At 70.0% G+C, this 22,824-nt stretch carries 22 protein-coding genes; 10 read left to right on the forward strand and 12 right to left on the reverse strand.

What is annotated here, in order from left to right; genetic code table 11:
- Window positions 1–3: 3 nt before the first annotated feature.
- Window positions 4–1,374 (reverse strand): PPE family protein, SVP subgroup, encoded by a 1,371-nt coding sequence (locus BRW65_RS16075; RefSeq protein WP_073876159.1) that lies wholly within the window; start codon window positions 1,372–1,374, stop codon window positions 4–6.
- Between the two features lie 320 nt (window positions 1,375–1,694).
- Here BRW65_RS16075 and BRW65_RS16080 point away from each other — a divergent pair, with 320 nt between their 5' ends.
- Both BRW65_RS16080 and ctpC read left to right on the forward strand, forming a co-directional pair.
- Window positions 1,695–1,976, forward strand: coding sequence for a DUF1490 family protein (locus BRW65_RS16080; protein WP_066949897.1), 282 nt, complete (start codon window positions 1,695–1,697; stop codon window positions 1,974–1,976).
- An 11-nt stretch (window positions 1,977–1,987) separates the two neighbouring features.
- Window positions 1,988–4,162 (forward strand): manganese-exporting P-type ATPase CtpC, encoded by a 2,175-nt coding sequence (ctpC, locus tag BRW65_RS16085; protein ID WP_073876160.1) that lies wholly within the window; start codon window positions 1,988–1,990, stop codon window positions 4,160–4,162.
- A gap of 6 nt (window positions 4,163–4,168) precedes the next feature.
- Here the strand turns inward: ctpC and BRW65_RS16090 are convergent, their stop codons facing one another.
- A complete protein-coding gene (locus tag BRW65_RS16090; protein WP_073876162.1) occupies window positions 4,169–4,828 on the reverse strand; it encodes a cation transporter in 660 nt (219 codons plus the stop codon).
- 65 nt (window positions 4,829–4,893) lie between these two features.
- Entirely contained in the window at window positions 4,894–6,498 is a 1,605-nt protein-coding gene (locus BRW65_RS16095) for an AMP-binding protein (RefSeq protein WP_073876164.1), read from the reverse strand.
- A 116-nt stretch (window positions 6,499–6,614) separates the two neighbouring features.
- On the opposite strand from BRW65_RS16095, the gene BRW65_RS16100 reads away from it, so the two are divergent.
- Window positions 6,615–7,529, forward strand: a complete 915-nt coding sequence (locus tag BRW65_RS16100; protein WP_073876166.1) for a class I SAM-dependent methyltransferase — start codon at window positions 6,615–6,617, stop codon at window positions 7,527–7,529.
- 13 nt (window positions 7,530–7,542) lie between these two features.
- Window positions 7,543–8,736: a CoA transferase gene (locus BRW65_RS16105; RefSeq protein ID WP_073876168.1), complete on the forward strand. Its 1,194-nt coding sequence runs from the start codon at window positions 7,543–7,545 to the stop codon at window positions 8,734–8,736.
- 4 nt (window positions 8,737–8,740) lie between these two features.
- Here the strand turns inward: BRW65_RS16105 and BRW65_RS16110 are convergent, their stop codons facing one another.
- From BRW65_RS16110 to BRW65_RS16135, 6 genes are all read right to left on the reverse strand, one after another.
- Window positions 8,741–9,181: a response regulator gene (locus BRW65_RS16110; protein WP_073876170.1), complete on the reverse strand. Its 441-nt coding sequence runs from the start codon at window positions 9,179–9,181 to the stop codon at window positions 8,741–8,743.
- Entirely contained in the window at window positions 9,178–10,719 is a 1,542-nt protein-coding gene (locus tag BRW65_RS16115; RefSeq protein ID WP_084187841.1) for a sensor histidine kinase, read from the reverse strand. The genes BRW65_RS16110 and BRW65_RS16115 overlap by 4 nt, the downstream gene beginning before the upstream one ends.
- Window positions 10,720–10,790: 71 nt before the next feature.
- Entirely contained in the window at window positions 10,791–11,984 is a 1,194-nt protein-coding gene (locus BRW65_RS16120; protein WP_073876174.1) for a PP2C family protein-serine/threonine phosphatase, read from the reverse strand.
- Between the two features lie 136 nt (window positions 11,985–12,120).
- Window positions 12,121–13,290: an acyl-CoA dehydrogenase gene (locus BRW65_RS16125; protein WP_073876175.1), complete on the reverse strand. Its 1,170-nt coding sequence runs from the start codon at window positions 13,288–13,290 to the stop codon at window positions 12,121–12,123.
- Window positions 13,291–13,305: 15 nt separating this feature from the next.
- A complete protein-coding gene (purE, locus tag BRW65_RS16130) occupies window positions 13,306–13,824 on the reverse strand; it encodes a 5-(carboxyamino)imidazole ribonucleotide mutase (RefSeq protein ID WP_073876177.1) in 519 nt (172 codons plus the stop codon).
- The gene (locus BRW65_RS16135) at window positions 13,811–15,046 is read right to left on the reverse strand and encodes a 5-(carboxyamino)imidazole ribonucleotide synthase (protein WP_084187839.1); all 1,236 of its coding nucleotides are present in this window, start codon (window positions 15,044–15,046) and stop codon (window positions 13,811–13,813) included. The genes purE and BRW65_RS16135 overlap by 14 nt, the downstream gene beginning before the upstream one ends.
- A gap of 97 nt (window positions 15,047–15,143) precedes the next feature.
- Between BRW65_RS16135 and BRW65_RS16140 the strand changes: the two genes are divergently transcribed.
- Complete coding sequence (locus BRW65_RS16140) at window positions 15,144–15,803, forward strand: GtrA family protein (protein ID WP_073876179.1); 660 nt, start codon at window positions 15,144–15,146, stop codon at window positions 15,801–15,803.
- On the opposite strand, the gene BRW65_RS16145 is transcribed toward BRW65_RS16140, so the two are convergent.
- Genes BRW65_RS16145 through BRW65_RS16155 form a run of 3 tightly spaced genes read right to left on the reverse strand, consistent with a single transcriptional unit; the run spans window position 15,758 to window position 18,679 of the window.
- Window positions 15,758–16,276 carry a PH domain-containing protein gene (locus BRW65_RS16145; RefSeq protein ID WP_073876268.1) on the reverse strand — a complete coding sequence of 173 codons (519 nt, stop codon included), beginning with the start codon at window positions 16,274–16,276 and terminating at the stop codon, window positions 15,758–15,760. The genes BRW65_RS16140 and BRW65_RS16145 overlap by 46 nt on opposite strands.
- Window positions 16,277–16,286: 10 nt before the next feature.
- Entirely contained in the window at window positions 16,287–17,093 is an 807-nt protein-coding gene (locus BRW65_RS16150; RefSeq protein ID WP_073876180.1) for a biotin--[acetyl-CoA-carboxylase] ligase, read from the reverse strand.
- A 17-nt stretch (window positions 17,094–17,110) separates the two neighbouring features.
- Window positions 17,111–18,679, reverse strand: a complete 1,569-nt coding sequence (locus BRW65_RS16155; protein WP_073876182.1) for an FAD-binding protein — start codon at window positions 18,677–18,679, stop codon at window positions 17,111–17,113.
- 35 nt (window positions 18,680–18,714) lie between these two features.
- Here BRW65_RS16155 and BRW65_RS16160 point away from each other — a divergent pair, with 35 nt between their 5' ends.
- From BRW65_RS16160 to BRW65_RS16180, 5 genes are all read left to right on the forward strand, one after another.
- Window positions 18,715–20,364, forward strand: a complete 1,650-nt coding sequence (locus BRW65_RS16160; RefSeq protein WP_073876184.1) for an acyl-CoA carboxylase subunit beta — start codon at window positions 18,715–18,717, stop codon at window positions 20,362–20,364.
- Window positions 20,361–20,642, forward strand: a complete 282-nt coding sequence (locus BRW65_RS16165; protein WP_084187840.1) for an acyl-CoA carboxylase epsilon subunit — start codon at window positions 20,361–20,363, stop codon at window positions 20,640–20,642. The genes BRW65_RS16160 and BRW65_RS16165 overlap by 4 nt, the downstream gene beginning before the upstream one ends.
- Entirely contained in the window at window positions 20,639–21,271 is a 633-nt protein-coding gene (locus BRW65_RS16170; protein ID WP_073876188.1) for a Maf family protein, read from the forward strand. Before BRW65_RS16165 ends, BRW65_RS16170 begins: the two co-directional genes overlap by 4 nt.
- A 125-nt stretch (window positions 21,272–21,396) precedes the next feature.
- Window positions 21,397–22,290 (forward strand): sulfurtransferase, encoded by an 894-nt coding sequence (locus BRW65_RS16175; protein WP_073876190.1) that lies wholly within the window; start codon window positions 21,397–21,399, stop codon window positions 22,288–22,290.
- Window positions 22,287–22,724, forward strand: coding sequence for a SufE family protein (locus BRW65_RS16180; RefSeq protein WP_073876192.1), 438 nt, complete (start codon window positions 22,287–22,289; stop codon window positions 22,722–22,724). The genes BRW65_RS16175 and BRW65_RS16180 overlap by 4 nt, the downstream gene beginning before the upstream one ends.
- The last annotated feature ends 100 nt before the right edge of the window (window positions 22,725–22,824 follow it).

Below are 22,824 nucleotides of genomic sequence, written 5' to 3' on the forward strand. Positions count from 1 at the left end.
GGTTCAGCGACCCAGCAGACGGTTCTTCTGCTCGGTGTATTCCTCGTCGGTCAAAATCCCCTCGTCGCGGAGCTTGGTGAATTCACGTAGCTCGCCCGCGACCCCGGTGACCACCGCCCGAGGCTTGTCCTTGGGCGTCTCACCGTTTTCGCGAGGTGCCGCATTGTCAGCGGCGGTCGCTGCGGTTCTGGCGCGAGCGGGCGCAATTGCCTTCTCGCTGCCGCTCCGGCCGGTGCCAACGGTTCCGGCCATGGCTCGTCCGGCCATGCCCGCCAGTGCCATCTGAGCGAGCGTGCCGCCCGAGCCGGCTCCCGCCGCCGGTGCTGCGGTCGTGTCGGTCCCACTCAGCGCCGGCAGCGTGTACGCGACGGGGCGCACCGCCGGGGTGGCGACCGTCCACGCCGGCGGCACGGATAGTGCCCCGACCGTGTTCGCCTCACCCAGACCGACCGACGCCCTCGGCGGCGGCACCGTGCCCGGCGGCAAGTTGAGCAGCGGCGCCGGGAACGGCTTCACCGGCGCCGGCTCAGTGCCCGGAAAGGGCTCCTCGCCGCTCCAGCCGCTGAGGATCTCGTCGGTGTGAAGACCCACCAGGGTGCCGTAGACGGTCACCCCAAAACCCATCACCCCGATTACGTTGGCGGGCACGCCGATAGCAAAGGTAGCGATGCCCGCTGATACGCCGACGAAAAGGGTGGACAGGTCGGCCAGCAGGCTCAGATAGAGCAATCCGTCCTCCGGGAGCACTGCGGCCGCGCTCTGCAGCGCGCTGGGCACCGCGGAGAAGGCTTGCTGGACAGTGCTTTCCGCGACGCCGGTGGCGGTGGCTTGGTCGGCGAGGCCGCCCGGGTTGGTCGTCGGCGGGGGTGGGCGGAACGGCGTCAGCGCCGTCGCCGAGGCCGACGAGGCTGCGTAGCCATACATCGCCGCCACGTCCTGGGCCCACATCTCCCCGTACTGAGCTTCGGTGGCCGCGATCGCCTGGGCGTTCATGCCGAACACATTGGTCGCGATCAGGGTCAACAGCTGACTGCGGTTGGCGGCCACCATCGGCGGCGGAACCGTCGCCGAAAACGCGGTTTGGTAGGCAGCGGCCGCGGATCTGGCCCGAGCGCCGGTTTCTTCGGCCTGTGCGGCAGTGACACGCAGCCATGCCGCATACGGCGCGGCCGCAGCGCTCATCGCCCCCGCTGCCGGCCCCAGCCAGGGACCAGCGGTTAATCCCGATACCACCGCTTGGTACGAATTCGCCGCCGAATGCAGTCCGGCGGCGAGCGCATCCCACGCCTCGGCCGAGGCCAACATCGGTCCCGATCCGGGACCGGCAAACATACGGGCAGAGTTGACCTCCGGCGGATAGCTCCCGAAGTCCATGGCTGTGTTGCTCCTCGACGCGCCGCGGTCGGGGTGAATTCATCGCACCGCCCGTGGTACTGCTCTCCACGAATAAAATCACCGGCGAGGCCACGCTACAGTTCCCGCGCACATCGTGCCCGCCGGCGCGGCAAGGTCATATCCAGCACATATCTTGCCCGGTAGGGCGGTCATCCGAGCCTCCACGGCATCGGAATTCGGTGTGAACGGACGCCAATCCGGGGTGACCGGGCCCACCAACCCATATTGATATCGCTATATTTCGATGTTAACGTCGAGCGAGCATCGGCTGACGCTGTGACGACTAGGAGGTCCGGGCAATGGCGGGGTACGCGCTCTTGGCAAAGGCGGCATCGACGGTGGTCACCGGCCTCGTCGGCGTGACGGCCTACGAGGTGGTGCGCAAGGCCGTGGCCAAGGCGCCGCTGCACGAGACCGCGGTGTCGGCGGCCGAGCTGGGGCTGCGTGGAACCCGCAAGGCCGAGGAGGCCGCCGAGTCGGCCCGGCTCAAGATCGCCGACGTCATGGCCGAGGCCCGCGAGCGCATCGGCGAGGAAGCGCCCACCCCGGCCGTCGCCGACGTCCACCAGCACGACCACTGATCCCCCGTTCGATGGCGCTCGCCACCGACCTCGAGCCGGCCCGCTCGGAAGACCCTGCGCTGCAGGTCATTTCGGATGCAGCCGGGCGCATGCGGGTTTCCGTCGACTGGCTGCGGTGCGACTCCCGGCGCGCGGTGGCGGTCGAGGAGGCCGTGGCCAAGGAGGACGGCGTGCGCGTGGTGCACGCCTATCCGCGTACCGGATCGGTCGTCGTCTGGTACTCGCCCAGGCGTTGCGATCGCGCCGCGGTGCTGGCGGCGATCGGCTCCGCCGCGCACGTCGCCGCCGAGCTGATCCCGGCGCGCGCGCCGCATTCGGAGGAAATCCGCAACACCGACGTGCTGCGGATGGTCGTCGGCGGCGCGGCGCTGGCCCTGCTCGGCGTGCGCCGCTACGTGTTCGCCCGGCCGCCGTTGTTGGGCCCGAACGGCCGGATCCTGGCCACCGGCGTCACCGTCTTCACCGGCTACCCGTTCCTGCGCGGGGCGCTGCGCTCGTTGCGCTCGGGCCGGGCCGGCACCGACGCCCTGGTGTCGGCGGCGACGGTGGCCAGCCTGGTGTTGCGCGAGAACGTGGTGGCGCTGACCGTGCTGTGGCTGCTCAACATCGGTGAGTACCTGCAGGACCTGACCCTGCGCCGCACCCGCCGGGCGATCTCGGAGCTGCTGCGCGGCAGCCAGGACACGGCCTGGATCCGGCTGGCCGACGGGGCCGAGGTCCAGGTCCCCATCGACAGCGTGGAGATCGGCGACGAGGTGATCATCCACGACCACGTCGCGATACCGGTGGACGGCGAGGTCGTCGACGGCGAGGCGATCGTCAACCAGTCCGCGATCACCGGCGAGAACCTGCCCGTTTCCGTCGCGGTGGGCGCGCACGTGCACGCCGGGTCGGTCGTGGTGCGCGGGCGCCTGGTGGTGCGCGCACAGGCCGTCGGCAAGCACACGGCGATCGGGCGCATCATCGCCCGCGTCGAGGAGGCGCAGCACGACCGGGCGCCCATCCAGACCGTCGGCGAGAACTTCTCCCGCCGTTTCGTGCCCACCTCGTTCATCGTCTCGGCCCTCACCCTGGCGGTCACCGGGGACGTCCGCCGCGCGATGACCATGCTGCTGATCGCCTGCCCCTGCGCGGTGGGCCTGTCCACCCCGACGGCCATCAGCGCCGCGATCGGCAACGGCGCGCGCCGCGGCATCCTGATCAAGGGCGGATCGCACCTCGAGCAGGCCGGCCGGGTGGACGCGATCGTGTTCGACAAAACCGGCACGCTGACCGTCGGCCGTCCCGTCGTCACCAACATCATTGCGCTGCACAAGGATTGGGAGCCAGAACAGGTGCTGGCATACGCGGCCAGCTCGGAGATCCACTCCCGTCATCCATTGGCAGAGGCGGTGATCCGCTCGACCGAGGAACGCCACATCACCATCCCGCCGCACGAGGAGTGCGAGGTGCTGGTCGGCCTGGGCATGCGCACCTGGGCCGACGGCCGCACCCTGTTGCTCGGCAGCCCCGGGTTGCTGCGCGCCGAGAAGGTGCGGGTGTCGAAGAAGGCCTCGGAGTGGGTGGACCGGCTGCGGCGCCAGGCCGAGACCCCGCTGCTGCTGGCCGTCGACGGCAAGCCGGTGGGCTTGATCAGCCTGCGCGACGAGGTGCGCCCCGAGGCGATTGAGGTATTGAAGCAGTTGCGGGACAACGGGATTCGCCGCATCGTCATGCTGACCGGCGACCATCCCGACATCGCCCAGGTGGTCGCCGAGGAGCTGGGGATCGACGAGTGGCGCGCCGAGGTGATGCCGGAGGACAAGCTCGAGGTGGTGCGCGGTCTGCAGAACGACGGCTACGTGGTCGGCATGGTGGGTGACGGCATCAACGACGCCCCGGCGCTGGCGGCCGCCGACATCGGGATCGCCATGGGCCTGGCCGGAACCGACGTCGCGGTGGAGACCGCCGACGTGGCGCTGGCCAACGACGACCTGCATCGCCTCCTCGACGTGCGGGACCTGGGCGCCCGGGCCGTGGACGTCATCCGGGAGAACTACGGCATGTCGATCGCGGTCAACGCCGCGGGTCTGATCATCGGCGCGGGCGGCGCGCTGTCCCCCGTGCTGGCCGCGATCCTGCACAACGCGTCGTCGGTCGCGGTGGTGGCCAACAGCTCCCGGCTGATCCGATACCGGCTGGACTAACCGGGTTCAGCAGCAGCCGCAGTCGTGGCCGCGCCAGGCCCGCACACCCTGCCACGCCGCGACGCCGGCGATCCCGAGCCCGATCGCCGGGTCGATCCACCAGCCGCCGGACCACAGCGCCATCGTCGCCAGCCCGACGAGCACCCCACCCGCCTGGGCGGCACACAGGTAGTTCTGCATTCCCTCGGCCTCGGTGGCGCCGGAGTCCAGCCGCGCCCCCAGGCGGCGGTTGGCCCGGCCGAGGATCGGCATCAGCAGGAACCCCGCGGCGGTCAGCGCGAGCCCGATAGCCGAGGCCTCAGCGTGGTGCTCACCGGTCAGCTCGCGCACGGATTCCGCGGCGATGTACGGGGCGGTCAGCCAGAACGACACCGCGACACCGCGTCGCGCGCGCCGCTCGGCGTCCACCGAGAAGGTGCGGGCTCCGCTGAACCGCCACACCACCATCGCGCTGCCCAGCGCCTCGGACACCCCGCCGAGCGCCCACCCGGTCAGCGCCACCGACCCGACCGCCAGGCCCTGCCACAGTCCCACGCCGCCCTCGACCAGCACCGCGACCAGGCTGATCCACGCCAGCCGTCGCGCCCACTCGGCGCTGCGTCGCCATCCGGCGTCCCGCGTCGCGGCGACGGCGCAGTCATCGGCGGTGAGCGAGAAGGTGGTCATTGCGCGAGGCTAGCCGCGATCGCGGCCCGCGGCGGGCCCGGACACCAGCTAGTAACACAACCGTGTCATACGTGACCAATCAGCACTCGCTTGAGCACCTTCCCGCCGGCGTTGCGGGGCAGCGCGTCGACGAACAAGACGTCGCGGGGGACCTTGAAGCGCGCCAACCGGTTCCGCACGTACGTCCGGACCTCGTCCTCGGTCAGCGTCGCGCCGGGGCGCACCACGACGTAGGCACGCAACCGCTGCCCGAACTCCTCGTCGTCGACGCCGACGACCGCGACGTCCAGGACGTCCGGGTGGTGCGCGAGGGCCTCCTCGACCTCGCCCGGGTAGACGTTCTCCCCGCCGGACACGATCATCTCGTCGTCGCGCCCGTCGACGAAGAGCCGGCCCTCGGCGTCGAAATGGCCGACGTCGCCGGTGGACATCAGGCCCCCGATCGACTCCTTGGTGCCACCACCCGTGTAGCCCTCGAAGGCCAGCACGTTTCCCACGAAGATGCGCCCCGGTGTTCCCGGCGGCGCCTCGCGCCCGTCGGCGGTCAAGACCTTGACGACCGAGCCGGGCACCACGGCGCCCACGCAGCCCGGCGCGACGGCCAGATCCGCGGGCGTGGCGATGGTGGCGTAGGCCACCTCGGTGGACCCGTACATGTTGTAGACCACGGGTCCGAGCGCGTCGAGCGCCCGGGCGGCCAGCGCGGCGCCGAGCTGGGAGCCGCCGATGAACACGATGCGCAGCGCCGACAGGTCGTGCGCGGCCAGGTCCGCCGGGCCCAGGTCGAGGATGCGCCGCAACATGATCGGCACCACGATCAGGGCGCTGGCACGGTGTGCGGCCAGGCTGGCCAGCGTCTGCCGGGCGTCGAAGTGGCGGCGCAGCACCAGGGTCGAGCCCAGCACCATCGCGTACATCGCGTGGCTGAACCCCATCGAATGGAACAGCGGCACACAGCATTCGGTGACTTCCCGACCGCGGAACGGGACCTTCCCGAGCAGGCCGCCGACCGGTATCAGCGAGTAGGGCTCCGACCGCGCGGCGCCCTTCGGCGTTCCGGTGGTCCCGCTGGTCGAAATGACGATCTTGGGCCGCCCGCCCGACGCCGGCGGCGGGGCGGGGTCGCCGCCCTGGATCAGCGCGTCGAGCGAGTCGGGATCGGGCCTCTCCGTCCACGCCAGGAACCGGCCGAGCCGCGGCCGGGCGTCGGCGACGACGGCGCCGTACTCCTCGTCGTACACGAGCAGGTCCGCGCGTTCGGCGGCCAGCATCCCGGCCAGCTGCGGGGCGCCGAACCCGGTGTTGAGCAACAGGACACCGGCGCCGCACTTGCCGGCGGCGTAGACGGCTTCCAAAAACCCGCGGTGGTTGCCCACCAGGATGGCCACGCCGTGGCCCGGGCCGAGGCCGCGCTCGCGCCACGCGTTGGCCAGCGCGTTGGTCCGGCGGTCCAGGTCCCCGAACGTCAGCGGGCCGCGCTCGTCGATGAGCGCCACCCCGTCGGGGTCGCGGCCCGCGGCGATGGCCGTCGCCGCCCCGAGGATGCCGTAGCGCCGGACGGCACCCAGCACCGGCACGATGCGGCCGGGCGGTATCCACCGCAATCCCCCGGACCGGGCGTAGAGAAGCAGTGACCGGGCTTCCGCACCGGCGCGCCGAAGTATTTGCACAGGTCGATGCTGCCGCCCCGCACCGCGCCGGATAAGGGCGCAACGCCACCACGGGCGGGGCCTTTCGTCACCATCGTTATTCTGGCTAACGACTAGACGGAAAGGGACGATTGCCGATGACGCGCACCGACAACGACAGCTGGGACCTGGCCACGAGCGTGGGGGCGACCGCCACCATGGTGGCCGCCGGGCGGGCACGGGCCACCCGCGACGCGCTGATCGACGACCCGTTCGCCGAGCCGCTGGTGCGGGCGGTCGGGGTCGACTTCATGACGCGCTGGGCGGCCGGCGAACTGGACTCCGCCGACGTCGACGAGCCGGGGGCGCCGTGGGGCATGCAACGCATGACCGACATGCTGGCCGCCCGCACGCGCTACATCGACGCCTTCTTCGCCGAGGCGGGCGCCGCGGGGATACGCCAGGTGGTGATCCTGGCCTCCGGCCTGGACGCCCGCGCCTACCGGCTGCCCTGGCCGGCGGGCACCACGGTGTACGAGATCGACCAGCCGGCGGTGATCGAGTTCAAGACCGCCACCATCGCCGAGCTCGGCGCCCAGCCCACGGCCGAGGTGCGGCCCGTCCCGGTCGACCTGCGCCACGACTGGCCGTCGGCGCTGCGCGCGGCCGGGTTCGACACCGCCGCACCCACCGCCTGGGCCGCCGAGGGATTGCTGGGCTTCCTGCCGCCCGAGGCGCAGGACCGGCTGCTCGACGATGTCACCGCGCTGAGCGCCGGCGGCAGCCGGCTGGTGGCCGAGGTCTTCGTCAATTCCGGAGCCGGCGGGGACGCCCTGAACGCCGCTAGCCAGAAGTGGCGGGAAAACGGCCTGGACATCGCGCTCGGCGACCTGGGCTTTCCGGGCGAACGCAACGACGTGGCGAGCTACCTGGAGCGGCACGGCTGGCGCCCGACTCGCACACCCCTGAATCAGCTGTTGGCCGACAACGGGTTACCTTTGCAGCGCACCGATCCCGGTGCGCCGTTCGCCCGGAACTACTACTGCACCGCCGAGTTACACACCGCCCGTTGACGGAAGGCCAGCCATGGCAGACAGCACGCCCGCCAAGCCACTTGACGGATTCCGGGTTCTCGATTTCACCCAGAACATCGCCGGGCCGCTGGCCGGCCAGGTGCTGGCCGACCTGGGCGCCGAGGTGATCAAGGTGGAGGCGCCCCACGGCGAGGCGGCCCGGCAGATCACCGCGGTGCTGCCCGGGCGCCCGCCGCTGCCCACGCTGTTTCTGCCGCACAACCGGGGCAAGAAGTCGGTGGCGGTGGACCTCGGCGACGACGAGGCCAAGCAGCAGATCCTTCGGCTGGTCGACACGGCCGACGTCGTGCTGGAGGGGTTCCGGCCCGGCGTGATGGAACGCATGGGCCTGGGACCCGACGACCTGCGCGCCCGCAACCCCAGGCTGATCTACGCGCGGCTGTCGGCCTACGGCGGCAACGGCCCGCACGGCAGCAGGCCCGGCGTCGACCTGATGGTCGCGGCCGAGTCCGGGATGACCACCGGGATGCCCACCCCGACCGGCAAACCCCAGATCATCCCCTTCCAGCTGGTCGACGCCGCCAGCGGCCACGTGCTGGCCCAGGCGGTGCTGGCCGCGCTGCTCAACCGGGAGCGCCACGGGGTGGCCGACGTGGTGCGGGTGGCCATGTACGACGTCGCGGTCAACCTGCAGGCCGGCCAGCTCACCATCCACCTGAACAAGCCGAGCGCGGCGCCCAAGCCCGACACGGCGCCGAAAGCCAAGAAGCGCAAGGGAGTTGGCTTGGCCACCCAGCCGTCCGACGCGTTCAAGGCCGCCGACGGGTACCTGGTGATCAGTGCGTACGTGCCCAAGCACTGGGCCAAGCTGTGCGAGATCATCGGCCGCCCCGACCTGCTGACCGACGAGCGGTTCATCGACCAGCGGTCCCGCGCAATGAATTACCCCGAACTGACCGAGGAACTCGAGTCGGCGCTGGCGGCCAAGACCGCGGCGGAGTGGGTCGAGCTGCTTCAGCAGGGCGGGCTGATGGCCTGCCTGGCCTACACGTGGAAACAGGTGGTGGACACGCCGCTGTTCGCCGAGAACGAGCTCGCCCTGCGGGTGGGCAGCGGCGACGACACCCTCACGGTGGTCCGCATGCCCGCGCGCTACTCCAGCTTCGACGCGGTGGCCGCCGAACCGCCGCCCGCGCCCGGACAGCACAACGACGAGTTCCTCACCGCGCCGCAGCCCACGTCGTAAGCCGTCACTGGCTGGGCAGCCGAACCACCTGGACGAAGAACTCGTCGATCTGCCGGACGGCCTTCATGAACTGGTCCAGGTCAACGGGTTTGGTGACATACGCGTTGGCGTGCAGCTTGTAGCTGCGCAGGATGTCCTCCTCGGCCGAGGAGGTGGTGAGCACGACGACCGGGATGCGGGCCAGGTCGGGGTCGGACTTGACCTTTTCCAGCAGCTGACGGCCGTCGTATTTCGGCAGGTTGAGGTCCAGCAGGATGAGGTCGGGCCGCGGCGCGTCCTGGAATCGACCGCGTCGGTAGAGGTAGTCGAGGCCCTCCTCGCCGTCGTGCGCGACGTGAAGCCGGTTGTTGAGTTTGTTGTGCTCGAACGCTTCTCGCGTGATCAGCTCGTCCCCCGGGTCATCCTCGACGAGCAGGATGTCGATCGCTCTACCGTCTGATGTCATTCATGCGCTCCTTCCAAAGCGGCTGTGCGTGGCGCCTCCGCGTCCGTCTCCTGCGCTAGCTCGATCATGGGCAGCGTGAACTCGAACCGCGTTCCCTCGGTGCGCGTGGTATCGATCCGAATGGCGCCGCCGTGGTGCTCGACGATCTTCTTGACCAGTGCGAGGCCGACCCCCGTCCCGGCGTACACGTCGCGGCCGTGCAGGCGCTGGAAGATGACGAAGACCTTGTCGGCGAACTCCGCCGGGATCCCGATGCCGTTGTCGGACACGGTGATCACCCATTCGTGGTCGTGAGCCCCGGCGCCCGGTGCGCACTCGATGACGACGCGGGGCGGCCGGTCCTTGTGCCGGAACTTCACCGCGTTGCCGATGAGGTTCTGCCAGAGCATGGTCAGCAGCATCGGGTCGCCCTTGATCCGCGGGAGCGAGTCGGGGCGCACGACCTCGGCGTCGGACTCCTCGATCGCGACAGCCAGGTTGGCCAGGCCGGAGTCCAACGTGGTGTCGAGGTTCACGTCGGTTTCCGTGGTGCCCAGCCGGCCGACGCGCGAGAAGGTGAGCAGATCGTTGATCAGCGCCTGCATCCGTTTGGCCCCGTCGACCGCGAAGCCGATGTATTCGATGCCGCGCTCGTCGAGCTGGTCGCCGTAGCGCCGCTCGAGCAGCTGACAGAACGAGGCGACCTTGCGCAGCGGCTCCTGCAGGTCGTGCGACGCGACGTAGGCGAACTGCTCGAGTTCGGTGTTGGACCGGCGCAATTCGGCCGCCTGCTCGTCCAGTTGCGCCTGCGCCGAACGCGAGATCTCGAGCTCCTCGACCATCCGCTTGCGCATGTTCTCCACGTCGAGCGCCATGTCGCGAATGTCCTTGGGCCGCTTCGGCGCCGCGATGCTTTCCTCGAAGCTGCCCTCGGTGATGCGCCGGCACGCCGCGGCCAGCGCCGCGAGCGGCCGCGCGACCGCGTCCCGGACCAGGAGCCCCAGCATCGCGGCCGTGACGAAGAGCAACAGCACCATGGCGCCAAGGGCCCTGTCGCGCCAGGCGTCAACGCGGGTGAGTTCGTCCGCGGCGGCCGCCCGGGCCGCGGACAGGTTCGCGTTCTGTTTGTCGAAAAGCGTCCGAAGATGGTCGAATTCGGCTTTTCCGCGCTCGGCCGACGGCTTGCTGTTGACGTTCTTGCCGTTCGGGAGCACGGTGGCGATCGCGGGTTCGGCATAGCTTTCCCGCCACCTGGCCGCGGCGGCCTCGATCGCGTTCAGGTCGCCGATCAGGTCCGGGCGCTGGCCCAGCCGGCGCCGGATCTCTTCCGCCGCAGCCTGTTCGCTGTGCTGCCCGTCGTAGTACGGCGTGAGGAATTGCCGGTCCCCGGAGATCAGGTAGCCGCGGACGCCGGTCTCCTGGTCGCGCAGCGTGGCCTGCAGCTGAAAGGCGGCCACGCGCGCCGGTTGGATGTTGTCGACGAGCTCGCGCGTCACCTGATCCGTGCGGTTCAGCAGCAGCGCGCCGATCACCGCGCCGGCCAGCACCATCACGCCCATGCTGACCAGGACGAGGGCCTGCCATCCGCGCACGGTGAACTCCGACAACCGCAGGCGGCGGAGCCGTGGGGTCACGTGGTGGTCCTTTCCACCCGCAGCACGGCGATGTCGTCGGTGAGCCCGCCATGCGACTGGGCGAGCTCCTGCGCGCCGTCGATGAGCGCATCGACGAACTCCGGGCCGGGCTTGGCCGCGTGCGACCGCGCGAGCGCGAGCAGGCCGTCCTCACCGAGGCGTAGGTTGCCCTGTCCCGAATATCCCTCGAACAGCCCGTCGGTCAGCAGCAGCAGGCCCTGACCCGCGGGCAGGTCCATCTCGAACCGCGGCCAGTCGTCGTCGGCCCGCAGACCCAGCGCGGGACCTCCCGGCGGCTCCACCCATTCCACGGCGCCGTCGCGCTGCAGCAGCATCCCCGGATGGCCGGCGCGGATGGCGGTGAGGCGCGTGCCGTCGGCGGGGATCTCCAGGCTGAGCACGGTCGCGAAAACGCCCGTGTCCGTTCGCTCCGAGCGCAGCACCCGCTCGAGTTGCCGCATCAGTTCCTCCCCGTGCACGCCGGCGAGGGTGAGCGCGCGGAACGCGATCCGCAGCGCCGCACCCAGGGCGGCCTCGTGCGGCCCGTGGCCCGCGACGTCGCCGATCAGGACGTGCACGACCCGATCGGTCGTCTGGACCACGTCGTAGAAGTCCCCGCACAGCAACGCGTCCTCGCGGCTCGGCCGGTACCGGGCGACGATGTCGACGCCCGGGTTGTCCAGTAGCAGCGGAGAGGGCAACAGCCCGCGCTCCAGCAGCGCGTTCTCCCGGGCGCGCAGCCGGGTCGCGTGCAGGTCGGCGGCGATGAGCTCGGCCCGCTTGCGCTCGATCGCGTACAGCAGCGCGCGCCGCAGCATCTCCGGCTCGACCCGACCCTTGACCAGATAGTCCTGGGCGCCCGCCGCGACCGCCGACGCGCCGAAGTACTCGTCGTTCAGTCCGGTCAGCACCACGATGGGCACGGTGGCGTCGTGCTTGGCGATGCGGTCCAGCGCGTCGATGCCGTTGGCGTCGGGCAGGTGCAGGTCCAGCAGCACGCAGTCGGGCCGGGCCGACGCCAGCTCGCGTTCGGCGTGGGCCATCGACTGCGCCCACACCACCCGAATATCGGCGACGGCGTCGGCGATCAGGTCTTCGACGAGCACCGCGTCGGCGCGGTCATCCTCGACCAACAGCAACGACAATGACTGCCAACTCGCCGCCGGGGTCACTGGTGCGCGCACGGGCATCAATTCCCGGTCATTCGTGAGTGAGCGCAGGAAGCCGCCCTGTTCACTGTTGACCCCCTGCCGCGGGCAAGACCCATCGAACGACTCTACGTCCGGTGCACCACCCCGAATGGCGAACCGGTGGAGATCCTATCGGTCAGCGCAGCAGCGCCCGCGACATGACCACGCGTTGAATCTGATTGGTGCCCTCGTAGATCTGGGTGATCTTGGCGTCGCGCATCATCCGCTCCACCGGGAAGTCGACGGTGTAGCCGGCGCCGCCGAACAGCTGGACCGCGTCGGTGGTCACCTCCATCGCGACATCGGAGGCCCAGCACTTGGACGCCGCGGAGATGAAGCCCAGGTTGGATTCGCCGCGCTCGGCGCGGGCCGCGGCGTGGTAGACCATCAGCCGGGCGGACTCGAGCTTCATGGCCATGTCGGCGAGCATGAACTGCACGCCCTGGTTGTCGCTGACCGGGCGGCCGAACTGCTTGCGGTCCTTGGTGTAGGCGATCGCGGCGTCCAGCGCCCCCTGGGCGATGCCGACCGCCTGGGCCCCGATCGTGGGCCGGGTGTGGTCCAGCGTCGCCAGCGCGGTCTTGAAGCCCGTGCCCGGCTCGCCGATGATCCGGTCGCCCGGGATGCGGCAGTTCTCGAAGTAGAGCTCGGTGGTCGGTGAGCCCTTGATGCCCAGCTTGCGCTCCTTCGGGCCGACGGTGAACCCCTCGTCGTCGGCGTGCACCATGAACGACGAGATGCCATTGGCGCCCTTGTCGGGGTCGCTGACCGCCATCACCGTGTACCAGCTCGACTTGCCGCCGTTGGTGATCCAGCACTTGGCGCCGTTGAGAATCCAGTCGTCGCCGTCGGCCTTGGCCCGCGTGCGCATCGAGGCCGCGTCGCTGCCGGCTTCCCGCTCCGAAAGCGCATACGACGCCATCGCCGACCCGTCGGCGATCGAGGGCAGCACCTGCTTCTTGAGCTCGTCGGAGCCGCGCAGGATCAGCCCCATGGTGCCCAGCTTGTTCACCGCCGGGATCAGCGACGCCGAGGCGTCGACGCGGGCCACCTCCTCGATCACGATGCATGCCGCCACCGAATCCGCGCCCTGGCCGCCGTACTCCTCGGGCACGTGCACCGCGTTGAACCCCGATGCGTTCAGCGCCGCCAGCGCCTCGTCCGGAAACCGCGAATTCTCATCGACATCGGCGGCGTGCGGGGCGATCTCCTTCTCCGCCAGCGCCCGGATCGCCGCCCGCAACTCCTGGTGTTCCTCGGGCAACTGGAACAGATCAAACGTGGGGTCTCCGGCCCAACCAGCCATCTCGGCCTCCTATTACTACTCGCCGGTAACTTTACCCTGACGCTTTTGCAGCGCCTCATCCTTGGCCCGCACGCTCTCGGCCAGCTGGGCCTGAAACTCGACGATGCGCGCCCGCAGCGCCGGGTCGGACGAGCCGAGGATGCGCACGGCGAGCAGACCCGCATTGCGGGCGCCGCCGATGGAGACCGTGGCCACCGGCACGCCCGCCGGCATCTGCACGATCGACAGCAGCGAGTCGAGGCCGTCGAGGCGCGCCAGGGGCACGGGCACCCCGATCACCGGCAGCGGCGTCGCGGACGCCACCATCCCGGGCAGGTGTGCGGCGCCGCCGGCGCCGGCGATGATCACCTCGATGCCGCGGTGGGCCGCGCCGCGCGCGTAGTCGAACATCACCTGGGGCGTCCGGTGCGCGGAGACCACCCGAACCTCGGCCGGTATGTCGAACTCGGCCAGCGCCTCGGCGGCGTCCTTCATCACCGACCAGTCGCTGTCGCTGCCCATGATCACGCCAACGCGAGGCTCACTCATGCTCATGCGGATCCCATCCGTCCGTCCACTGCCCGTGTGCCAACCAGTGTGCCGCGAGCTCGGCGCGCTCCCGCAGCGCCGCCAACGCCGCCATGTCGGTGCCCAGGAAATTGACGTGGCCGACCTTGCGGCCGGGCCGTTCCTCCTTGCCGTAGAGGTGAACCCGCGCGTCGGGCATCCGCGCGAACAGGTGGTGCAACCGCTCGTCGACCGTCATCGCCGGCCGCTGCGCGGCGCCCAGGACGTTCGCCATCACCGTCACCGCGGCGATGGCATCCGTGTCGCCGAGCGGGTAGTCGAGCACCGCCCGTACGTGCTGTTCGAACTGACTGGTGCGCGACCCGTCCATGGTCCAGTGCCCTGAATTGTGCGGCCGCATCGCGAGCTCGTTGACCAGCAGCTCACCCTCGACCGTCTCGAACAACTCCACCGCGAGCACCCCGACCACGCCGAGTTCGGCGGCCAGCCGCAGGGCCAGCTGCTGGGCGGCCGCGGCCACATTCTCCGGCAGGTTGGGTGCGGGCGCGACCACCTGCACGCAGATCCCGTCCCGCTGCACGGTCTCCACCACCGGCCAGGCCGCCCCCTGGCCGAACGGCGACCGCGCCACCAGCGCCGACAGTTCGCGACGCAGGTTCACCTGCTCCTCGGCCATCACCGGCACTCCATCGGCCAGGAAGCTGGCCGCGATGTCGCGGGCGTGCGACGGGTCGCGCGCCATCCGCACCCCGCGCCCGTCGTAGCCGCCACGGACGGCTTTGACGACCACCGGACCCCCTACGCGCTGCGCGAAGGCCTCCAGCTCCTCGAGGTTGTCGATGCCGGCGTAGCGGGGCACCGGTGCGCCCAGCGCCTCCAGCCGCCGGCGCATCACCAGCTTGTCCTGGGCGTGCACCAGTGCCTGCGGCGGCGGCGCGACGTTGACCCCCTCGGCGACCAGCTTCTCCAGCAGTTCGTTCGGCACGTGCTCGTGGTCGAACGTCAGCACATGGGCCCCGGCCGCGACCCGGCGCAGGTCGTCGATTTCGGTATGCGAACCGATCACCACGTCGGGCGTGACCTGCGCGGCCGGCTCGTCGGCGGCGGTGGCCAGCACGCGAAGCGTCTGCCCGAGGGCGATCGCGGCCTGGTGGGTCATCCGGGCCAGTTGTCCGCCGCCGACCATGGCGACCAACGGCGCTGCGGTGGGTGCGGCCCCGGAAGGGCGTGTGTTCGGCACGGCCATCATGGTGTCACGGCGCGACGGGCGTGTTGACCGGCGGTGACGCCGAATCGTTATGTACCATTTTGCGCCGATTTTGTGTCCGTCCGTACACTGACGACTTGTGCCCTTCGCCGAAGCCGCAATCGAGCGCATGCCCGGGTTTATTCAGCCCTATTTGCTGCGCCACCACGAACTGATCAAATTCGCCATCGTCGGCGGTACCACGTTCGTGATCGACTCGGCGATTTTCTACACGCTGAAGCTGACAATTCTGGAATCCAAGCCGGTCACGGCGAAGGTCATCGCCGGCATCGTCGCGGTCATCGCGTCGTACGTGCTGAACCGGGAGTGGAGCTTCCGCGACCGCGGCGGCCGGGAGCGTCACCACGAGGCGCTGCTGTTCTTCGCGTTCAGCGGGGTGGGCGTGCTGCTGTCCATGGCGCCGCTGTGGTTCTCCAGCTACGTCCTGCAGCTGCGGGAGCCGACGGTGTCGCTGACCGTGGAGAACATCGCCGACTTCATCTCGGCCTACATCATCGGCAACCTGCTGCAGATGGCGTTCCGGTTCTACGCGTTCCGGCGCTGGGTGTTCCCCGACGAGTTCGCGCGCAACCCCGACAAGGCGCTGGAATCCGCCCTCACCGCAGGCGGTATCGCCGAAATGCTCGAGGACGAGATCGAGGGCGGCAACGTCACGCTGCTGCGGTCCTGGCGCAACCGGGCCGGCCGGTCGGCTCAGCCGGGCGACTCCTCGGAACCGAGGGTGTCGAAGACTTCGTGATACAGCAGCGCGTGCACCTCGCGCAGCCGCGGAATGTCGTAGAACTCCAACGGGTCTTGTGACGCCGATTCGATAATCAGCGTCCCGGTGCGAAACATCCGCTCGGTGATGCGGTCGCGGAATTCCACGCTGTTGATCCGCGCCAGCGGGATGTCGATCCCGGTGCGGGTCAGCACCCCGTGCCGGAACATCACCCGCCGGTTCGTCACGACGAAATGGGTGGTCAGCCAGCTCAAGAACGGCCACAGCGTCAGCCAGCCGACGATCACCAGCCAGATGCCCCAGATGACGCCGTAGATGATGTTCTTGGCCAGCTGGCTCCAATGCGTCGAGTTGAGGTATCCCGACCCGAACGACGCGATCGCGGTCACCAGCAAAAGGACCACGACGGGCCAGATCAGCCGCTTCCAGTGCGGGTGGCGGTGGATGATCACCTGCTCGCCGGCGGCCAGGACGTTATCCGGATAGCTCACGTGCCAGAAGCTACCGCAAATGCACCACGTCACCGGCCGAAACGACGACCGTCTGTCCCCCACTTTCGATGCAGAGCCTGCCCTGGTCGTCGACGGCGCTCGCGTCCCCGACCACCTCCTTGCCGCCCGGCAGGTGCGCCCGGACCCGGGCGCCGATGGTCAGGCTGCGCGCGCGGTAGTCGGCCGCCAGCGCCCAGTCGGCCCCGCGCGCGGCGCGCCAGGCGACGATCCGCCGCCCGAGTTCTCTCAACAGCGCGCACACCAGCCGGGTGCGGTCGGGCGCCGGCACGCCCAGGTCGACCAGCGAGGTTGCCCCCTCGACGCCGGCGGGGGCCTCGAACACGTTGAGCCCCAAGCCGATTACCACCACCGGGCGCGCCACCTCGGCCAGGATGCCGGCCAGTTTGCCCGGGGGGTCGCCCGCCAGCACGTCGTTGGGCCACTTGAGCCCCACCCGAACGCCCTCGAGCAGCGGGGCCAGCGTGTCCACCACCGCCACCCCGGTGGCCAGCGGCAGCCAGCCCCACCCTGCCGTCGGCACGTCGACGATGCTGACGGCGACCGACATCGTGAGTTGGACCCGCGGCGTGGCCGACCAGCCGCGGCCGTGCCGCCCGCGCCCGGCGGTCTGGTGCTCGGCGATCAGCACCGCCCCGGCGACGTCGGCCCCCGACGCAGCCCGGGCCAGCAGGTCGGCGTTGGTGGAGCCCGTTTCGTCGACCACGTCGAGGCGGCGCCAGCCCAGTCCGGTGCCGATCAGCTCGGCTCGTAATGCGGCCTGGTCCAACGGTGCTGGGAGCTGGTCTCGGTCTGTCACTGGACCCAGCCTAGGACTCAGCGGCGCCGGCGGCCCATGTCGTCGCGCATATCCAAGACGGCCAGGTGGCTGAACAGCATGCTGGTCCCGATCGGGTTGCCGCCGCCGGGATACGCGGTGCCGCTGGGCGCGGCCATCGTGTTGCCGGCGGCGTAGAGGCCCGGTATCGGGTTGCCGGACGTGTCGAGCACCCGGGCGGCGGCGTCGGTGCGCAGGCCGCCCTTGGTGCCCAGATCGGAGATGCCGAACGCCGCGGCGTGATACGGCGGTTTGTCGATGGGCACCAGCGGCGAGGCGCCGCCGGAGAACGCGCGGTCGAAGGCCTCGTCGCCCCTGCCGAAGTCCTCGTCGACGCCGGATGCCGCAAATCCGTTGAACCGGTTGACCGTTGCCACCAGCCGCGCACCCGGCACCCCGATCTTGTCCGCCAGTTCCTCGAGGGTGTCCGCGGTGTGCCACAGGCCGGCCGCGACGTACTTCTCGGTCTCGACGATGGAGACGTTGGCCGCCTTCACCGGCGGCACCTCGCCGTCGGAGTCGTCGTAGATCATCCAGTACGGCAACGTGATTGAGCCGTCCTGAAGTTGCGCGATGATCTCGCGCCCGGCCCGGTCGTAGGCCCGGGACTCGTTGACGAACCGGTTGCCGTCCTGGTTGACGAAGATGCCGCCGGTGAACCACAGCGCGAACGCGGACCGGCCGTCGGGATGGGTCATGCCCGGCGACCACCAAGCCTGGTCCAGCAGGTCGGTGTCGGCGCCCGCGGCGATGCCGGCCCGCAGCGCCAGGCCGCGACTTCCCGGGCCGCCCATGGTGTCTCGCGCCGTGCCGGGCACGCCGAATTCGCGGCGCATCTCCTCGTTGTTCTCGAAACCGCCGGCGGCCAGCAGCACGCCCCGCCGGGTGCGGATGGCCCGCCGCTCGCCGTCGCTCTCCACGATGGCACCGGTCACGGCGCCGTCGGACAGGACCAGCTCGACCAGAGCGGTGTCGCGCCACAGCGCCGCGTTCGGGTATTGACCGATGGCCGTGAGGAACCGCGCGATCAGGGCGCGACCCCCGAGGTAGTAGTCGGACGGCGGTTCCGCGCCGAGCCGGTCGGTGTCCAACGGCCCGCGGATCACCTCCCGAAGTTCGGGGGCGGCGGCCACCTTCCAGGGCTTCGCGGCGATGTGGCGCTGGCCATCCAGCCGCGCCTTGGGCGCCTTCCCGTAGTAGTCGGGCCACGGCAGCGGCACGAACTTCAGGACGGGGTCGGCCTCCAGGTACTCGATCAGCCGGGCGCCGCCACGGACATAGGTCTCCTGCAGCTCGCGCGGGGTGCGGTCACCGACCACGGCGTGGTAGTAGGTGAGCGCGTCCTCGATCGTGTCATCAAAGGAGCCAGGGTCACCGGCCCGCAGCAGCACCGGATTGCACGGAAACCACACGCCGCCGCCGCCGGAGTAGGCGGTGGTGCCGCCGAATTTCGACGTCGCCTCCACCAGCAGCACGTCCAGGCCCTCGCGCGCCGCGGTGTAGGCGCCGGTGACGCCGCCGCCGCCCGACCCGGCGACCAGTACATCGCATTCGGTCGCCCAGTCCATCAGCGGAGACTAGCGCGCCGCTAAGCTCGGATCCCATGACAAGCGTTACCGACTCCTCTGCTCATACCGCGGAGCCCGCAGCTGAGCACACCATCGACATCCACACCACCGCAGGCAAGCTGGCCGAGCTGCACAAGCGCCGCGAGGAGTCGCTGCACCCGGTGGGCGAAGAGGCCGTCGAGAAGGTCCACGCCAAGGGCAAGCTGACCGCCCGCGAGCGCATCCTCGCCCTGCTCGACGAGGACTCGTTCGTCGAGCTCGACGCGCTGGCCCGGCACCGCAGCAAGAATTTCGGCCTGGAGAACAACCGCCCGCTGGGCGACGGCGTCATCACCGGTTACGGCACCATCGACGGCCGCGACGTGTGCATCTTCAGCCAGGACGCCACCGTGTTCGGCGGCAGCCTCGGCGAGGTGTACGGCGAGAAGATCGTCAAGGTGCAGGAGCTGGCGATCAAGACCGGCCGCCCGCTGATCGGCATCAACGACGGCGCCGGCGCCCGCATCCAGGAGGGCGTCGTCTCGCTCGGCCTGTACAGCAAGATCTTCCGGAACAACATCCTGGCCTCCGGCGTGGTCCCGCAGATCTCGCTGATCATGGGCGCGGCCGCCGGTGGGCACGTCTACTCCCCCGCCCTGACCGACTTCGTGGTGATGGTCGACCAGACCAGCCAGATGTTCATCACCGGGCCGGACGTCATCAAGACCGTCACGGGCGAGGACGTCACGATGGAGGAGCTCGGCGGGGCCCACACCCACATGGCCAAGTCGGGCACCCTGCACTACGTCGCCTCCGGCGAGCAGGACGCCTTCGACTGGGTGCGCGACCTGTTGAGCTACCTGCCCCCCAACAACGCCACCGACGCGCCGCGCTACGCGGAGCCCGTCCCGGAGGGTGCGATCGAGGACAACCTCACCGAGGAGGACCTCGAGCTGGACACGCTGATCCCGGACTCGGCAAACCAGCCGTACGACATGCACGAGGTGATCACCCGCATCCTCGACGACGACGAGTTCCTGGAGATCCAGAACGGCTACGCCACGAACATCATCGTCGGGTTCGGCCGCATCGAGGGCCGCCCGGTGGGCATCGTGGCCAACCAGCCCACCCAGTTCGCCGGCTGCCTGGACATCAACGCCTCGGAGAAGGCGGCGCGGTTCGTGCGCACCTGCGACTGCTTCAACATCCCGATCATCATGCTGGTGGACGTCCCGGGCTTCCTGCCGGGAACCGGCCAGGAATACAACGGCATCATCCGGCGCGGCGCCAAGCTGCTGTTCGCCTACGGCGAGGCCACCGTTCCGAAGATCACGGTCATCACCCGTAAGGCCTACGGCGGCGCGTACTGCGTCATGGGCTCCAAGGACATGGGCTGCGACGTCAACATCGCCTGGCCGACCGCGCAGATCGCGGTGATGGGCGCCTCCGGGGCCGTCGGCTTCGTCTACCGCAAGCAGCTTTCGGAGGCGGCCAAGGAGGGCAAGGACGTCGACGCCCTGCGGCTGGAGCTGCAGCAGGAGTACGAGGACACCCTGGTCAACCCCTACGTCGCCGCCGAGCGGGGATACGTCGACGCGGTCATCCCGCCGTCGCACACCCGCGGCTACATCGGCACCGCGCTGCGGCTGCTGGAGCGCAAGATCGCGCACCTGCCGCCCAAGAAGCACGGGAACATTCCGCTGTGAGTCAAACGAACGGTCGGGCTGTGGCAGACGAAAACGGTTCCGAGCCGACCGAAACCGCGCACGGGCCGCAGGAGCCGCACATCCAGATCCTCAAGGGTCAGCCCACCGACGCGGAGCTGGCCGCGCTGGTCGCCGCGCTCGGCGTCGTGGGCGGCCCCGTCCCGGAGCCCGGCGAGCCCGAGCGCACGCGCTGGGGTTTGCCGGTGGACCGGCTGCGGTTCGCGATGTCCAACTACCAGCGGCTCACCTTCCAGCAGATGACACACATGAAGCATTGACCCGCCTGGTCCTCGGGTCGGCCTCGTCGGGGCGCCGCAAGGTGCTGCGCCAGGCCGGCATCGATCCGTTGGTGGTGGTCTCCGGGGTGGACGAGGACGCGCTGGTCGCCGCGCTGGGCTCCGAGGCCGCCCCGGCCGACGTGGTGTGCGCGCTGGCGGCCGCCAAGGCCGAGCAGGTCGCGGGCGGGCTCGACGGCGACGTCGCCGCGGATTGCGTTGTCCTGGGCTGTGATTCGATGCTGGACCTCGGCGGCGAGCTGTGCGGCAAGCCCGGTTCGGCGGAGGCCGCAACGGCCCAGTGGCGCCGCATGGGCGGCCGGTCCGGCCGGCTGCACACCGGACACTGCCTGCTGCGGCTGAGCGGCGGCGCGATCACCCACCGCGAAGTGGAATCCGCGTGCACCGTCGTGCATTTCGCGGTGCCCACCGACGCGGACCTGCGGGCGTACGTCGCCGTCGGGGAGCCGCTGCAGGTGGCCGGCGGCTTCACCCTCGACGGGCTGGGCGGCTGGTTCGTCGACGGGATCGAGGGCGATCCGTCGAACGTGATCGGCGTGAGCCTGCCGCTGCTGCGGTCGCTTCTCGGACGGGTGGGCCTGTCGGTGACCGCGCTGTGGACGCCGGAATAGCCCTCGGTCGGGCCGCGAGACATGGACCACGACGGACTTCGTCGGGGCGTGTCGTCGCAGGCGGTTATATGTCGCGCCGGCCAATGGCGTGGGGCCCCTTTGCTAGCTGACGGTAGGCTCGGGTCGTGGCCCTACCCCCCGATCCAAGCCCGACCCTGACCGACTACGCCCACCCCGAGCGGCTCGTCACCGCCGACTGGCTCTCCGCCAACCAAGGCGCGCCCGGCCTGGTGATCGTCGAATCGGACGAGGACGTCTTGCTCTACGACATCGGCCATATCCCCGGCGCGGTCAAGATCGACTGGCACACCGACCTCAACGACCCGACGGTCCGCGACTACATCAACGGCAAGCAGTTCGCCGAATTGATGGACCGCAAGGGTATTTCGCGTGACGACACCGTGGTGATCTACGGCGACAAGAGCAACTGGTGGGCCGCCTACGCGCTGTGGGTCTTCACGTTGTTCGGCCATCCCGACGTGCGGCTGCTCAACGGCGGGCGCGACCTGTGGCTGGCCGAGCGCCGGGAGACCACCCTGGACGTGCCGACCAAGACCTCCACCGGCTATCCCGTCGTCGAGCGCAACGACGCCCCCATCCGGGCGTACAAGGACGACGTGCTGGCCATTCTGGGCAGCCAGCCGCTGATCGACGTGCGCTCGCCCGACGAGTACACCGGCAAGCGCACTCACATGCCCGAATATCCCGAGGAGGGCGTGCTGCGCGGCGGGCACATCCCCACCGCCCGGTCCATCCCCTGGGCCAAGGCCGTCGACGAGAGCGGGCGATTCCGCAGCCGCGAGGAGCTCGAGGAGCTCTACGGCTTCATCGAGCCCGACGACAAGACCGTCGTGTACTGCCGCATCGGCGAGCGGTCCAGCCACACCTGGTTCGTGCTCACGCACCTTCTGGGCAAGCCCGGGGTGCGCAACTACGACGGATCGTGGACGGAGTGGGGCAACACCGTGCGCACGCCGATCGTCGCCGGCGAAGAGCCCGGGGCCGTTCCGGTCCGATGAGCCTGCCCGCGCCCCTGGCCGAGGTGGTGTCCGACTTCGCCGAAGTCGAGGGCCAGGACAAGCTGGCGCTGCTGCTCGAATTCGCCAATGACCTGCCGCCCCTGCCCCCCGAACTGGAAGAGCGGGCCATGGAGCCCGTCCCGGAGTGCCAGACCCCGCTGTTCCTGCACGTCGACGCCAGCGACCCCGACCGGGTGCGGTTGCACTTCAGCGCGCCCGCCGAGGCGCCCACCACACGCGGGTTCGCGTCGATCCTCGCCACCGGCCTCGACGAGCAACCCGCCGCGGACATCCTGGCGGTGCCCGAGGATTTCTACACCGACCTGGGGCTGGCCGCACTGATCAGCCCGCTGCGGTTGCGTGGCATGTCGGCGATGCTCGCCCGCATCAAGCGGCGGGTGCGCGAGTCGGGCCAGAATTCCGGCACCGGCTGATCGGCCTGACGGCGCGACGCTTAGACTTCCCTGGAGTTGTAAGAAACTCTCTTAAAGAAGCCCACGGCGGAAACACGTCCGCTTCAGATCTGCCAAACAG

Origin of the sequence: Mycobacterium paraffinicum, from assembly GCF_001907675.1 — a bacterium.
Taxonomy (GTDB): Bacteria; Actinomycetota; Actinomycetes; order Mycobacteriales; family Mycobacteriaceae; genus Mycobacterium; species Mycobacterium paraffinicum_A.